10 protein-coding genes are annotated in these 12,982 nt (G+C 63.0%); 4 read left to right on the top strand and 6 right to left on the bottom strand.

The window, feature by feature from the left end; genetic code table 11:
• The first annotated feature begins 104 nt into the window (after window positions 1-104).
• The 4 genes from AC07XM_RS02755 (at window position 105) to dsdC (ending at window position 5,082) form a co-directional block, all read left to right on the top strand.
• Complete coding sequence (locus tag AC07XM_RS02755) at window positions 105-1,241, top strand: MFS transporter (RefSeq protein WP_070086342.1); 1,137 nt, start codon at window positions 105-107, stop codon at window positions 1,239-1,241.
• A 139-nt stretch (window positions 1,242-1,380) separates the two neighbouring features.
• A complete protein-coding gene (locus tag AC07XM_RS02750) occupies window positions 1,381-2,724 on the top strand; it encodes a GntT/GntP/DsdX family permease (protein WP_016486193.1) in 1,344 nt (447 codons plus the stop codon).
• A 34-nt stretch (window positions 2,725-2,758) separates the two neighbouring features.
• Window positions 2,759-4,108, top strand: coding sequence for a D-serine ammonia-lyase (gene dsdA, locus AC07XM_RS02745; protein ID WP_060516754.1), 1,350 nt, complete (start codon window positions 2,759-2,761; stop codon window positions 4,106-4,108).
• Between the two features lie 35 nt (window positions 4,109-4,143).
• A complete protein-coding gene (dsdC, locus tag AC07XM_RS02740) occupies window positions 4,144-5,082 on the top strand; it encodes a DNA-binding transcriptional regulator DsdC (protein WP_102688845.1) in 939 nt (312 codons plus the stop codon).
• Window positions 5,083-5,152: 70 nt separating this feature from the next.
• Here dsdC and AC07XM_RS02735 read toward each other — a convergent pair whose 3' ends face one another.
• The 6 genes from AC07XM_RS02735 to AC07XM_RS02710 form a co-directional block, all read right to left on the bottom strand.
• The gene (locus AC07XM_RS02735; RefSeq protein WP_016486190.1) at window positions 5,153-6,817 is read right to left on the bottom strand and encodes a PAS domain-containing hybrid sensor histidine kinase/response regulator; all 1,665 of its coding nucleotides are present in this window, start codon (window positions 6,815-6,817) and stop codon (window positions 5,153-5,155) included.
• The gene (gene ercA / locus AC07XM_RS02730) at window positions 6,801-7,964 is read right to left on the bottom strand and encodes an alcohol dehydrogenase-like regulatory protein ErcA (protein WP_016486189.1); all 1,164 of its coding nucleotides are present in this window, start codon (window positions 7,962-7,964) and stop codon (window positions 6,801-6,803) included. Before ercA ends, AC07XM_RS02735 begins: the two co-directional genes overlap by 17 nt.
• Window positions 7,965-8,104: 140 nt before the next feature.
• On the bottom strand, window positions 8,105-8,176 hold the full coding sequence (gene pqqA / locus AC07XM_RS02725; protein WP_010455123.1) for a pyrroloquinoline quinone precursor peptide PqqA: 72 nt from the start codon (window positions 8,174-8,176) through the stop codon (window positions 8,105-8,107).
• Between the two features lie 230 nt (window positions 8,177-8,406).
• Window positions 8,407-9,927 (bottom strand): acetaldehyde dehydrogenase ExaC, encoded by a 1,521-nt coding sequence (exaC, locus tag AC07XM_RS02720; RefSeq protein WP_102688844.1) that lies wholly within the window; start codon window positions 9,925-9,927, stop codon window positions 8,407-8,409.
• Between the two features lie 140 nt (window positions 9,928-10,067).
• Window positions 10,068-11,855 carry a PQQ-dependent alcohol dehydrogenase PedH gene (gene pedH, locus AC07XM_RS02715; RefSeq protein ID WP_016486187.1) on the bottom strand — a complete coding sequence of 596 codons (1,788 nt, stop codon included), beginning with the start codon at window positions 11,853-11,855 and terminating at the stop codon, window positions 10,068-10,070.
• A 163-nt stretch (window positions 11,856-12,018) separates the two neighbouring features.
• The gene (locus tag AC07XM_RS02710; RefSeq protein WP_016486186.1) at window positions 12,019-12,951 is read right to left on the bottom strand and encodes a quinoprotein relay system zinc metallohydrolase 1; all 933 of its coding nucleotides are present in this window, start codon (window positions 12,949-12,951) and stop codon (window positions 12,019-12,021) included.
• Window positions 12,952-12,982: the final 31 nt, after the last annotated feature.

The following is a 12,982-nucleotide window of genomic DNA, read 5'->3' as shown; positions in this document are numbered from 1 at the left end:
GCCCGCGAAGAGGCCATTACAGGCAACACGTCAGTGAAGCCAATGTGCAATATTCGAGACGCTGTGGGTTATCCTGCCCCCCTCACCCCTGTCACGAGGCTGTCATGTCGTCCGCTGCCACACCGGTGCAAACCCACCGCGCCGACCAAGACTCCCGCAATGCCGCCCAGGTGCTCAGCCTGTGCCTGCCCAGTGACGTTCTGCTCTACCTGCTGCTGCCGATGTACGCAGCCGATTTCGGCGTGACCCTGGCCGAGGCTGGCATTCTGCTGGCGGCCAACCGCCTGGTGCGCATCATCGGCTACGGCTGGGTTGTGCGCTTCTACGCTCGCCATGGTGACCGCGCGGCGTGCAGCCTTGCCGCCTTCGCCGCCGCCGTGTGTGCATTGGGCAATGCGGTGCTGACCGGTTTCGCCGCGCTGCTGGTGCTGCGCCTGGTCTGGGGCCTGTGCTTTGCCACCTTCAACCTCAGCACCCAGACCCTCGCCACCGCTGAAGCACAAGGCGCGGCGCGGCGTGCCGGGCGTTCACGGGCGAGCATTTCCATCGGGCCAATGCTGGCCTTGCCGCTAGGCGCGCTGATGGCTCAGGCCTATGGCCCGCGCAGTGTGTTCTTTGTGCTCTGCATCAGTGCCCTGTTCGGGCTGTGGCGTGCGCGTGCCCTGCCCAGCACCGGCCACCCGGTTGCCAGCCGGGGTGGCCGACGCCTGCGCCTGCCAGACAGCATTGCCACCTGGTCCTTCATCGAAGGGGTGACCCTGGACGGCCTGTTCATTTTTGGCCTTTCGCTGTACGCACAAACCCACCTGGGTGAGTCCGGCGTGCTGGCAGCGGGTGTGCTGATGGCGGTGCGCTACCTGAGCGAAATGCTCTTCAGCCCCTTCGGTGGGCGCCTGGCCGACCGCTTCGGGCCGCTGCGCATGCTGGTAGTGCTGTCACTGGCCACGTCGATGGCGCTGCTGCTGTTTGGCAGCCACTGGCTGTTTATCGGCGCCTTCTTCGTACTGGTGCTGCGTGCCCTGCAACTGCCGCTGGTGATGACACTGGTCGCCCTGCGCAACCCGCAACAACGCATCCAGGCCTTGGCCGGCAATGCCATATGGCGCGACATCGGCGCCGGGCTCGGGCCGATGCTTGCGGGGGTATTGCTGCCCCAGGTACCGGCGATCTGGGCCTATGCCGGGGCGGCACTGGCGGTTGCGGTGGCAGCGTTGAATTGTGGCTTGTCGGCACGGCATTGAGTGCCGGCGCCATGCATGACATGGGCTCACCTATGGGGTGAGGAGTGATCGTTTGAGTCGATCAAATCGCTGAAATCTAATGGGTGCAAACCAACAAGAAGCTCGCACGGAAGCGATCAGCGATAGAGATAACCACACGATGACTCCAACGTTCTCATTACTCGTCCTGGGCACTGCGATACTCCTGATCGTGGTCATGATCAGCAAGCTTAAAGTACACCCCTTTCTGGCCTTGATGGCCGCCAGCCTGGTAGTGGGTGTCGGCACCGGCATGGCACCCACGGCAATCGTGGCCGCCTTCGAGAAAGGCATGGGCAGCACGCTGGGTTTTCTTGCCGGCATCATCGGCCTGGGCAGTATCCTCGGCAAATTGCTGGAGGAATCCGGAGGCGCCAGGCGCATCGCCACCACGCTATTGAACAGGCTGGGTGAACGCAATGCTTCATGGGCAATGATGCTCGTCGGCTTCATCGCCGGCATCCCGGTGTTCTTCGAGGTCGGCTTTGTCCTGCTGATTCCGTTGATCTACGTGGTCGCACGGCAAACCCGCATCAGCATGCTGTACCTCGGCGTGCCGCTGGCCACCTCGCTGATGGTGGTGCACTGCATTCTCCCGCCACACCCGGCCGCCACGGCCATCACCGGCATGCTCAATGCGGATATCGGTACTGTCATCCTGTACGGCCTGATCGTTGGCCTTCCAACCGCTATCATCGCGGGCCCGGTGTGGGTTCGCTTTACCTGTAGACGCGAAGCCAGCGACTCCCAGCAGGCCTTTTTGTCTGCACGCACGGTGACCCCAGCAGAAGAACAGGCAATGCCCGCGTTCGGCATCACACTCACCACCGTACTGCTGCCGCTGGTGTTGATGGTGGGCAAAACATTGGCCGTCACGGTCCTGGACAAGGGCGCTGCACTGTACGAGTGGGTGGCCTTTTTGGGCAGCCCACTGATTGCCCTGACGTTGTCAGTGGTGTTTGCCTACTGGGCCCTGGGCTTGCGTCGCGGCCTTGATATGGCAGACCTGCTGAGCCTGACCCAGCGCTGTTTCCCTCCCCTGGCCGGCATTCTGCTGATCATCGGTGCAGGCGGTGCCTTCAATGACATGCTCGTGGGCAGCGGCATCGGCAAGGCACTGGCCGATGTGCTCAACCAGACGCAGCTCAACCCGATCATCCTCGCCTGGTTGATCGCCGGGATCATGCACTTTGCCGTTGGCTCGGCCACCGTCGCGATGATCAGCGCGGCCGGCATGGTCATGCCGATCCTTGGCCAGCACCCGGAATACAACCGGGAAATCCTGGTGATCGCCATCGGTGCCGGCGCCATAGGCTGGACCCACATCACCGACTCGGCGTTCTGGGTGGTGAAGGAATACCTGGGCCTTTCCCTGAGTGATGCATTGAAAAAATTCACTGCCGCGACAGTGCTGGCCTCGGTAGTCGCCTTGTGCCTGACCCTGCTCCTTTCAAAGATTGTCTGATCTACTCTGCACATACCGCACTACAGGTGAAATCATGATTCACGGAAAAACCCTGGAAGCCTGGCAACAAAGCCACCCGATCATCGCCGAGCTGGTTGCCCTGAAACAAACCAGCTGGTTCAACCCTGGCATCGCCAAGGCAGCAGAAGCCCTGCACGATGTGGGCCTTACAGCGGCCGACGTGCAAGCCACCAGCGCGCGGCTGCAACGGTTCGCGCCTTACCTGGCCACCGTGTTCCCCGAGACGGCAGCGGCCGGCGGGGTCATCGAGTCGCACATTACCCCGCTGCCACAGCTGCGCCAGCTGCTTGTCGAGGAAGGATCGCTGCAGAACGCAGGCAGCCTGTGGCTCAAGGCGGACAGCGACTTGCCGATCTCCGGTTCGATCAAAGCCCGGGGCGGCATCCATGAAGTGCTCAAGCACGCCGAGGACCTGGCCCTGGCTGCCGGCCTGATCACGCCAGCGGATGACTACACGAAACTGGCAAGCGACCAGGCCCGCGCATTCTTCAGCCAGTACAAGATCGCCGTAGGGTCGACCGGCAACCTGGGGCTATCGATTGGCATCATGAGCGCCAAACTGGGCTTCCAGGTGAGCGTGCACATGTCGTCTGACGCCAGGCAATGGAAAAAGGACAAGCTGCGTGCCAACGGCGTCACGGTGGTCGAACACGCCTGCGACTACAGCGTGGCGGTCGAGCAAGGCCGCCAGCAGGCGGCATCAGACCCCAGCTGTTACTTTGTCGACGACGAAAACTCCCCGCAGCTGTTTCTCGGCTATGCCGTGGCCGCCGAACGGTTGGCACGGCAATTCGAGCAGGCGGGTATCCAGGTGAACGCAGATCACCCGTTGTTCGTGTACCTGCCGTGCGGCGTAGGGGGCGGCCCAGGCGGTGTCGCATTCGGCCTGAAGCTGGTGTTCGGCGATGCGGTGCACTGCGTCTTTGCCGAACCCACCCACTCCCCTTGCATGCTGCTGGGGGTGTACACCGGCCTGCATGATGAAACCAGCGTGCAGGACTTCGGCATCGACAACATCACCGCCGCCGACGGCCTGGCGGTCGGACGCCCATCAGGGTTTGTCGGCAAAGCCATGCAGCGGCTTATCGATGGTTACTACACCGTGACTGACGAAGCCCTGTACCGCTTGATGGTAATTGCCCATGAGCAGGACAAGGTCAAACTCGAACCCTCTGCCCTGGCAGGCGTACCCGGTATGCTACGGGTGCTGCAAGCAGGCGAGTACCTGGCTCGCCAGGGCTTCACGCCAGCCCAGCTGCAGCAGGCTACCCACCTCGTCTGGGGGACGGGTGGCAGCATGGTGCCGGAGGAGGAATTCAACGCTTATCTGGCGAAAGGGCGCAGCACGCAGGCTAGCCTGTAACCGCAATCAGTGAACTGCGCAGGAAGGATTGAACAATGAAAAAGCCCGGCGGCGGCGCCGTGAAACTCAATGGCTCGCACCTGGGCAGCCTGCATGTCTTTCTGGTGGCCGCACGGCACTTGAGCTTCTCGCGCGCCGCCGATGAGCTATGCCTGACGGCCAGTGCCGTCAGCCATCGCATCAATCGCCTGGAAGATGAGCTGGCGCTCAAGCTGTTCCACCGCATGCCGCGCAAGGTCCGCCTTAGCGAAGACGGCGAGCGCCTGTTCGCGGTCATGCAGCGGACCATGGATGAGCTCAGCGAGGCCGTGCAGGAACGCGCTCACGCCGAGATCGCCGGCCAGCTGACGTTTTACGTTCGCCCCTCAGTAGCACAGTGCTGGCTGGTGCCGCGGCTGGCGCAGTTCACCGCCCGCTACCCTGATATTCAGCTGGATATCAGGGTGGGCAACGAGAGCATCGATTACCGCACACGCAAGATCGACCTGGTCCTGTGTTATTCGGATGGCCATCATCCCGGCCTGCAGAGCATTCACTTGATGAACGAGCGGATCGCCCCGGTGTGCTCCCCCCGTTACGCAGAAACCCATGCATTGAACGGCGACCTGCAACCGCTGGATCACTGCACCACCCTGCATGACGTAGCAGCCTGGGACAACGCTGCATTCGATGCAGAATGGCAACTCTGGGCGGACACCACAGGCGCTGGCGTCAGCCTTGCGCGCCGGTTCCTCACATTCGATCGCTCCGACCTCTGCACGCTCGCCGCCCTGAATCACGTAGGCATCGCCATCGGCCGGGAACAACTGGTCAAGGATCGCATTGCACAAGGTGAGCTGGTCTTGCCGTTCGGGGGGTTCGTCGACACCCCCCACTATGGCTATTACCTGGTCTACCCGCATCATGACCCGATGCCCAGACGCCTGCAGGTATTGATCGACTGGCTGGTGAAAGAGGCATGCACTGAACTTTAGGCGTGGCCCTGTCGCAATAAAAGGCCGCTCCCGCAAAGCACCAAGCAGGCCTGTGCCATGCCGCATGGGTTTACCCCAGCAACTGGCTCAATACCGCGCGCAATTTCCCAGGCTTGACCGGTTTGTTCAAAAGCGGCGCGCCCAGTTTCTGCAAGCCCCGCCGGCATTGATCGCTGCGGTCGGCGGTGATGATCACCGCAGGTATGGCGGTGGCAAAATGCTCACGCAAATACCTGACCACCTCGCAACCCACCACGCCATGGTCCAGGTGGTAGTCGGCCAGGATCAGTTCCGGGGCCTGCCCCTGCAAGGCCAGCAAGGCACCGGCCTGGTCGGTCGCGGTCACCACTTCGCAGCCCCACTGCCCAAGCAGCGCGCCCATGCTCTCGAGGATGCTCACTTCGTTGTCCAGTACCAACAGGCGGCGGCCCGGTAACGGGTTGCCGACGCTTGGCAGCGGCACAGCCTGGTGAGCGGCCAGCGGCACCTCTTTACCCAGCGGGACCTCGATGCTGAACACCGAGCCACGCCCCGGCCACGAACGTACCTCAATCCGGTAGCCGAGAATCTTGGCAATCCGCTCGACGATGGCCAACCCCAGCCCCACGCCCTTGCGATCCGCTGCGCGGCCGACGTCCAGTTGGTTGAACTCAAGGAAGATCGCCTGTAACCGGTCTTCGGCAATACCCCGCCCGGTATCCCACACTTCCAGCCGCAAATGGCCACCCCGGCGCCTTGCCCCCAGCAAGATCCGGCCTTCGTCGGTGTAGCGGCAGGCGTTACTGAGGAAGTTGCGCAGGATACGTGTCATCAGCCGCAGGTCAGTGCTGATGGCGCAGTCCGGGATGCGCGCATGCAGCTTGAGGCCTTGCGCATCGGCCACCGAGCGGAACTCCGAGACCAGGGGTGCGAACAACTCGTCGAGGCGGTACACGGCCACGTCCGGCTTCACCGCTGCCTGGTCGAGCCGGGAAATGTCCAGCAGGTCGGTCAGCAAGTCTTCGGCGCCCTCAAGAGCCTGGTGGGTACGCTCCACCAGCACATGCTCGGCCTCTGGCAATGGCCGCTCGCGCAACGTGGAGATCAGCAGGCGGGCGGCGTTCAGCGGTTGCAGCAGGTCATGGCTGGCGGCAGCGAGGTATTTGTCCTTGCTGCGGTTGGCAGCTTCTGCAGCATCGCGGGCCTCCAGCAATTCATCGGTACGCGCAGCAACCCGTTGCTCCAGCTCGTCATTGAGCTGTTGCAGGCGTTGCTGCGCCAGCTTGCGTTCGGTGATGTCGGCGACAAAACCCTCCACCAGGCCCTCCTGCCCAGGCTTGAGCAGCAGGTTCATCAGCACATCAAGGTGGCTGCCGTCCTTGCGCCGCAAGCGTGTTTCGTAACCGTGCAGGCTGCGCTCACGGGCGAGAACCGCAGTAATCGCCTGCAACTCTTCGGCACCGCCGTCAAACAGGTTGGCGGCCAGGTCGGTCAGGGAAAACAGCACCGCTTGCGGGTCGTCGTAACCGAGCATACGCGCCAGCGCCGGGTTGGCGGCACGCATACCGTCCTGCAGGCTGGCCTGGAAAATCCCGTGCACGGCGTTTTCGAACAGCCATTTGTAACGGTTGCGTTCGGCTTCCAGTTCGTCAAGGCGGGCCGCCAGCTCCGGGTAATGGCTTTTGCGTGCCGAATGGTCACCCAGCCCCAACAGCCCGGCCAGCGCGCGCTGCTGTTCTTCAGAGGGCCTCGCCATAAACCACCTCGACATCACGCTGGCTCGACGCACGGGGGTTGGTCAGGATGCACGGGTCGCCCATCGCATGTTGCGACAGGAACGGAATGTCCGCAGTGCGCACGCCGTGCAGCCCCAGGGTTTCATGGAAACCGATGGCGTGTTTCAGCGCAATCAGGTGCTCCACCAGGCGCCCGCAGATCTGCCGGTGGTTAAGGCCGCGGCAATCAATGCCGAATACCTCGGCAATCACTTTGAAGCGCTCCGGCGCCGAGCTGTAGTTGAACGCCACCACGTGCTCCACCAGCACCGCGTTGCACAAGCCATGAGGCAAGTCGAGGAAGCCCCCCAGGCTGTGGGACATGGCGTGAACCGCACCCAGAATCGCGTTGGAAAACGCCAGCCCCGCCTGCATGCTGCCCAGCATGATCTTCTCGCGCAGGCCGATATCGGCCGGGTTGGCGATCATCTCTACCAGGTTGCCATTGATCAGGCGCATGGCTTCCAGCGCGTGGGGGTCGGTCAGCGGGCCGTGGCCGGTGGAAACAAAGGCTTCGATGGCATGCACCAGCGCATCGATACCGGTGCAGGCCGACAGGAACGGGTCCATGCTCAGGGTGGTTTGCGGGTCAATCAGTGAGACGTCCGGCACCACCGCCTTGCTGACGATGGAGAACTTCATGCGCTCCTGCTGGTTGGAGATGATCACGAACTGCGACACATCCGCCGAGGTGCCGGCCGTGGTCGGGATCAGGATCAGCGGCGGGCTGGGCACGCGAATCATGTCCACGCCTTCGAATTCGAGGATGCTGCGCCCGTGGGCAACCACGATGCCGATGGCCTTGCCGCAATCCATCGGGCTGCCGCCGCCGACGGCGACGATCACGTCACAGTGGTTCTGCCGGTAGATCTCGGCGCCGAGCATCACCTCTTCGACCCGCGGGTTGGGCGACACGGCGGTATACAGGCAGTAATCAATGCCCTGGGCCTGCAAGCTGGCCTCCACGTCCGCCACCCAGCCGGCGGCGATAACGCCCGGGTCACTGACCACCAGCACCTTGCGGGCACCGAAGGTTTTCGCGTAATTGGCGACGTTATGCCGGCAGCCGGCACCAAAGATGATTTCAGGCGATACGAACTTGCGAAGCGGGCTGAAACTCTGGCTCATTGGCAAGCCTGTTCTTATTGTTCTGGAAGGTAACCGCCAGCGTAAAGCATCCCGCAGCGAAAGCAACCAGACCAATGAGCAGCACTGGCTCAGCCACGGGCAGTCAGAGGAACCGGCCACCGTAGTGGCCGGGTGGCACATCAGCGATTGGCGAAGTACATCGTCACTTCAAAGCCGATGCGCAGGTCGGTAAAGGCGGGTTTATTCCACATGGGCAGTCCTCTTGTTGTGCCGGGGGAGTCCGGTAGATGCATTAATGCACGGGGGGCGCCAGGGCCGAATGCTACTTTGGAAGGAACTTGCGGGGTGCGTTGGTAGGGGAGTTTGTTTCCTGTGCCGGCCTCTTCGCGGGCATGCCCGCTCCCACAGGGATTGCACAGCATTCAAACCCTGTACGATCCCTGTGGGAGCGGGCGAGCCCGCGAAAAGGCCGCGACGCGGCCTAGAAAAAGCCCAGCGGGTTGATGTCGTAGCTTACCAACAGGTTCTTGGTCTGCTGGTAGTGATCGAGCATCATCTTGTGGGTTTCACGGCCCACGCCAGACTTCTTGTAGCCGCCAAACGCTGCATGCGCCGGGTACAGGTGGTAGCAGTTGGTCCACACGCGGCCGGCCTTGATGCCGCGCCCCATGCGGTAGGCGCGGTTGATGTCGCGGGTCCACAGGCCGGCGCCCAGGCCAAACTCGGTGTCGTTGGCAATTGCCAGCGCTTCGGCTTCGTCCTTGAAGGTGGTCACGCCCACCACCGGGCCGAAGATTTCTTCCTGGAACACACGCATCTTGTTGTTGCCTTTGAGCAGGGTCGGCTGGATGTAGTAACCGCTGCCCAGGTCGCCCTGCAGCTGCTCAGCACCGCCGCCGGCGAGCAGCTGCGCGCCCTCCTCCTTGGCAATCTGCAGATAGGACAGAATCTTGTCGTATTGCTGCTCCGAGGCCTGGGCACCCACCATGGTTTCGGTGTCCAGCGGGTTGCCCCGCGTTATCTTGGCGATCTTCTTCATCACCTCGGCCATGAATGGCTGGTAGATCGATTCCTGGATCAGCGCCCGGGACGGGCAGGTGCACACTTCGCCCTGGTTGAAGAACGCCAGCACCAGGCCCTCGGCGGCCTTCTCGATGAACGCGGGCTCGGCCTGCATGATGTCTTCGAAGAAGATGTTCGGCGACTTGCCGCCCAGTTCGACGGTGGACGGGATGATGTTCTCGGCCGCGCACTTCATGATGTGCGACCCCACAGGCGTAGAGCCGGTAAAGGCGATCTTGGCGATGCGCTTGCTGGTGGCCAGCGCTTCGCCGGCCTCACGGCCGAAGCCCTGGACGATGTTCAACACGCCCGCCGGCAGCAGGTCGGCGACCAGCTCGGCAAAAATGGTGATCGACAGAGGCGTCTGCTCGGCCGGCTTGAGCACCATACAGTTGCCGGCGGCCAGGGCCGGGGCAAGCTTCCAGGCAGCCATCAGCAGCGGGAAGTTCCAGGGGATGATCTGCCCGACCACGCCCAGCGGCTCATGGATGTGATAAGCCACGGTGCCCTCGTTGATTTCGGCCGCGCCGCCCTCCTGGGCTCGGATGCAACCGGCAAAATAGCGGAAGTGGTCCGCTGCCAGCGGCACGTCGGCATTGAGCGTTTCGCGCACCGCCTTGCCGTTGTCCCAGCTTTCGGTGACGGCCAGCACTTCCAGGTTCTGTTCGATACGGTCGGCAATCTTCAGCAGCACCAGGGCGCGGTCTTGCACCGAGGTCTTGCCCCAGGCTTCGGCGGCTGCGTGCGCGGCGTCCAGGGCGCGGTCGACGTCCTGGGCAGTGGAACGCGGGAACTCGGCAATCGGCTGGCCATTGACCGGCGAGCTGTTGATGAAGTACTGGCCAGCCAACGGCTGCACGAACTCGCCATTGATGAAGTTGCCATAACGTGGCTTGAAGGACACGACGGCGCCTGGGGTTCCGGGTTGTGCGTAGATCATGCTGAGCCTCTGCGGGTCGATGCCTGTCCCACGACAGGCGATGGACCGATGGTAAAAAGCCCCGCGTGCCAGGCGAATGCATCGTTGGCAGCGGGGCTCTCGTCATTTGGTAGTAGGGCCGCTTGCCTCAGGCCACTGCTCTACGGCTTGGCGCTTGCCGTTTGCTGCAGCTGCCTGGGCAGCTTGAAGGTCCAGAGCATGCCGCCTTGGTTGAAGTCCTTGACCCGCTTGGCCACTTCGCCCCCCCACAGCGGTACCGCGCCCCCCCAGCCAGAGACCACCGACACGTATTGCTCGCCGTCCATTTCCCAGGTCACGGGCGAACCGAGCACGCCGGAGCCCGTCTGGAATTCCCAGACCTTGTCGCCGGTCTTGGCGTTGAAGGCCTGCAGGAAGCCCTCCGGCGTGCCGGTGAACACCAGGTTGCCCTTGGTGGTCAGCACCCCGCCCCACAGCGGCGCGTAGTTCTTGTGCCGCCACACTTCCTTGCCACTGATCGGGTCGATGGCACGCAGTACGCCGATATAGTCTTCGTTGAGCGGCTTGATGGTGAAGCCGGCGCCGAGGAACGCTGCGCCTTTCTTGTAGGCAATGCCTTCGTTCCAGATGTCCATGCCCCACTCGTTGGAAGGCACGTAGAACAGCCCGGTGTCCTTGTTGTAGGCCATCGGCATCCAGTTCTTGGCGCCAAGGAAGGCCGGGGCGACGAACACCGAACTGCCCTTGGCTTCGCTGCCGGGTGCGCCTGGGCGGCTGGCGTCGTTGTAGATCGGCCGGCCGTCCTTGTCCAGGCCGGTGGCCCAGGTGATCTTGTCGACGAAGGGGAAGCCGCGAATGAACTTGCCGTTGGTGCGGTCCAGCACGTAGAAGAAACCGTTGCGGTCGGCCGTGGCGGCAGCCTTGACCTCCTTGCCGCCGTCCTTGTAGTTGAACGAAATCAGTTCGTTGACGCCGTCGAAGTCCCAGCCGTCATGCGGCGTGCTCTGGAAGTGCCACTTGATGGTGCCGTCGTCAGGGTTCAGCGCCAGGCGCGACGAGGAATACAGGTTGTCACCGGGGCGCAGGTGCGAGTTCCACGGTGCCGGGTTGCCGGTGCCGAACAGGATCAGGTTGGTTTCCGGGTCGTAGTAACCGCCCAGCCAGGGCGCAGCGCCGCCGGTTTTCCACAAATCGCCGGGCCAGGTCTTGCCCGCCTCGCCGCCGGAAATACCGTTTTCGATTGCCTTGCCGTCCTTGTACACATAGCCCATGTGCCCTTCGACGGTGGGGCGCATCCACAGCAGCTCGCCGTTCTCGGGGTTGTAGGCCTGGATCTTGCCCACCACGCCGAACTCGCCACCGGCAACGCCGGTGATCAGCTTGCCGTTGACAATCATGGGCGCGGCGCTGATGGAATAGCCTTCCTTGTGGTCGGCCACCTTCTTGCTCCACACCACCTTGCCGGTGTCCTTGTTCAGGGCGACCAGTTTGGCGTCCAGGGTGCCGAAGAACACCAGGTCACCGTACAGCGCCACGCCGCGGTTGATCACGTCGCAGCAAGGGCGGATGTCATCCGGCAGCCGTGCATCGTATTGCCACAGTTTTTTGCCAGTGCGGGCATCCACGGCGAACACCCGCGAGTAGGAACCGGTCAGGTACATCACCCCGTCCTTGATCAGCGGCTGTGCCTGCTGGCCGCGCTGCTTCTCACCGCCGAAGGAGAATGCCCAGACCGGCCGCAGCTCCTTGACGTTGTTGGCATTGAGCATGTCCAGCGGGCTGTAGCGCTGGCCCTGGACGCCCAGGCCATTGGTCACGATCTGCTGCGGGTTCTTCGGGTCCTGGAGGATTTCTTCATTGCTGACAGCGGCGTGAGCCGCGCCGGCAAGCAGCATGGCGCTGAGCACCAGGCTCACGGCAAACAAGGGGCGACGCGGGGATCGGGTCATGACGGCTACCTTTGGTTTTTTTGTTGTGCCCGGGAAAATTTCCCGGTGTGCCGGGAATTCTTGGTCCCGACCCGGTTGCCAACAATTACCCGCAGTGCGGAGTTTTCTAGTTCCTTGGTACGGGGCCGCATCCCCTCGACTTGCGCTCCTGCAGGGGAATGCGTCAGGGGTTGGCGTCGACGCGCTGCAGTTGTTGGCGTTCGTAGCGGGGATACAGATGGCTGACACTGCGAATCAGCTCATAACGGGTCAGGTTGATCCCGGCAAAGCGTTCGGGGATGGGGCTGCGGATCATCTCGGCCATGTCGTCGCCACGCGCCGCGCCGTCGCGCATCAACCCATCCAGCCAGCCCAGGTAATCACGCATCTGTGCAAACGGCCGGGCATCGCTGGCCAGCGGCCCGTGGCCGGGCACAAGCTGCTTCCAGGGCAAGGCTTGCAGGGTGTCCAAGTCCTTTTGCCACACCTGAAGCCCGGGGCTGTTGGGGGTGGTCAGGGCACGCTCGTAGAACACCAGATCGCCCGCGAACAGCACGCCGGTCTTCTCATCCAGAATCGCCAGGTCGGCGCCGGTATGCCCGCTCAACTCCAGCAACCGCAGGCGGTGCCCGCCCACCTCGTGGATACCAGGCTGCAGCACCCGGGTCGGCAGCACCACTTCGGTGCCGCGCATCCAGTCGCCGACCAGCCGGTACATGTTCTCGGCCATGGCCTCGCCCTGCTGACGCAGCAAGTCGCCGGTACCGGCCAAAGCGCCGACAGGTACATCGGCAAACGCCTGGTTACCCAGTACATGGTCAGGGTGATGATGAGTCAGCAGCACTTCAAGCACCGGCTTGTCGGTGGTGGCTGCAATGGCCTGGCGCAACGCTTCGCCGTAGCGTTTGGACGGCCCGCTGTCGATCACCACCACGCCGCTGTCGGTGACGATGAACGCGGTATTGACGATATTGCCGCCATTGGCCTTGGCGAAGTTGTCGGTGCTGCCCTCCAGCAACCAGGTGCCCTCGGCGATCTGCCGAGGCGTGAGACGGTAGTCCAGGTCTGCCCAGGCCGGTAGCCCCAGGCATAGCAGCAACAGCATCATCCAACGCATGAAGGGCGCCTCTGGTCAGGGGTAAAGTGCG

Source organism: Pseudomonas sp. GW460-LB5 (genome assembly GCF_059423245.1).
The sequence above is the reverse complement of the archived record's forward strand: the minus strand, read 5'-3'. Positions and strand labels throughout refer to the sequence as shown.

Excerpts from the sequence above, each read along its gene's own strand:
- dsdA (WP_060516754.1), top strand. The coding sequence starts at position 2,759 with ATGATTCACGGAAAAACCCTGGAAGCCTGGCAACAAAGCCACCCGATC.
- AC07XM_RS02750 (WP_016486193.1), top strand. The coding sequence starts at position 1,381 with ATGACTCCAACGTTCTCATTACTCGTCCTGGGCACTGCGATACTCCTG.
- AC07XM_RS02755 (WP_070086342.1), top strand. The coding sequence starts at position 105 with ATGTCGTCCGCTGCCACACCGGTGCAAACCCACCGCGCCGACCAAGAC.
- ercA (WP_016486189.1), bottom strand. The coding sequence starts at position 7,964 with ATGAGCCAGAGTTTCAGCCCGCTTCGCAAGTTCGTATCGCCTGAAATC.
- AC07XM_RS02710 (WP_016486186.1), bottom strand. The coding sequence starts at position 12,951 with ATGCGTTGGATGATGCTGTTGCTGCTATGCCTGGGGCTACCGGCCTGG.
- exaC (WP_102688844.1), bottom strand. The coding sequence starts at position 9,927 with ATGATCTACGCACAACCCGGAACCCCAGGCGCCGTCGTGTCCTTCAAG.
- AC07XM_RS02735 (WP_016486190.1), bottom strand. The coding sequence starts at position 6,817 with ATGGCGAGGCCCTCTGAAGAACAGCAGCGCGCGCTGGCCGGGCTGTTG.
- dsdC (WP_102688845.1), top strand. The coding sequence starts at position 4,144 with ATGAAAAAGCCCGGCGGCGGCGCCGTGAAACTCAATGGCTCGCACCTG.
- pedH (WP_016486187.1), bottom strand. The coding sequence starts at position 11,855 with ATGACCCGATCCCCGCGTCGCCCCTTGTTTGCCGTGAGCCTGGTGCTC.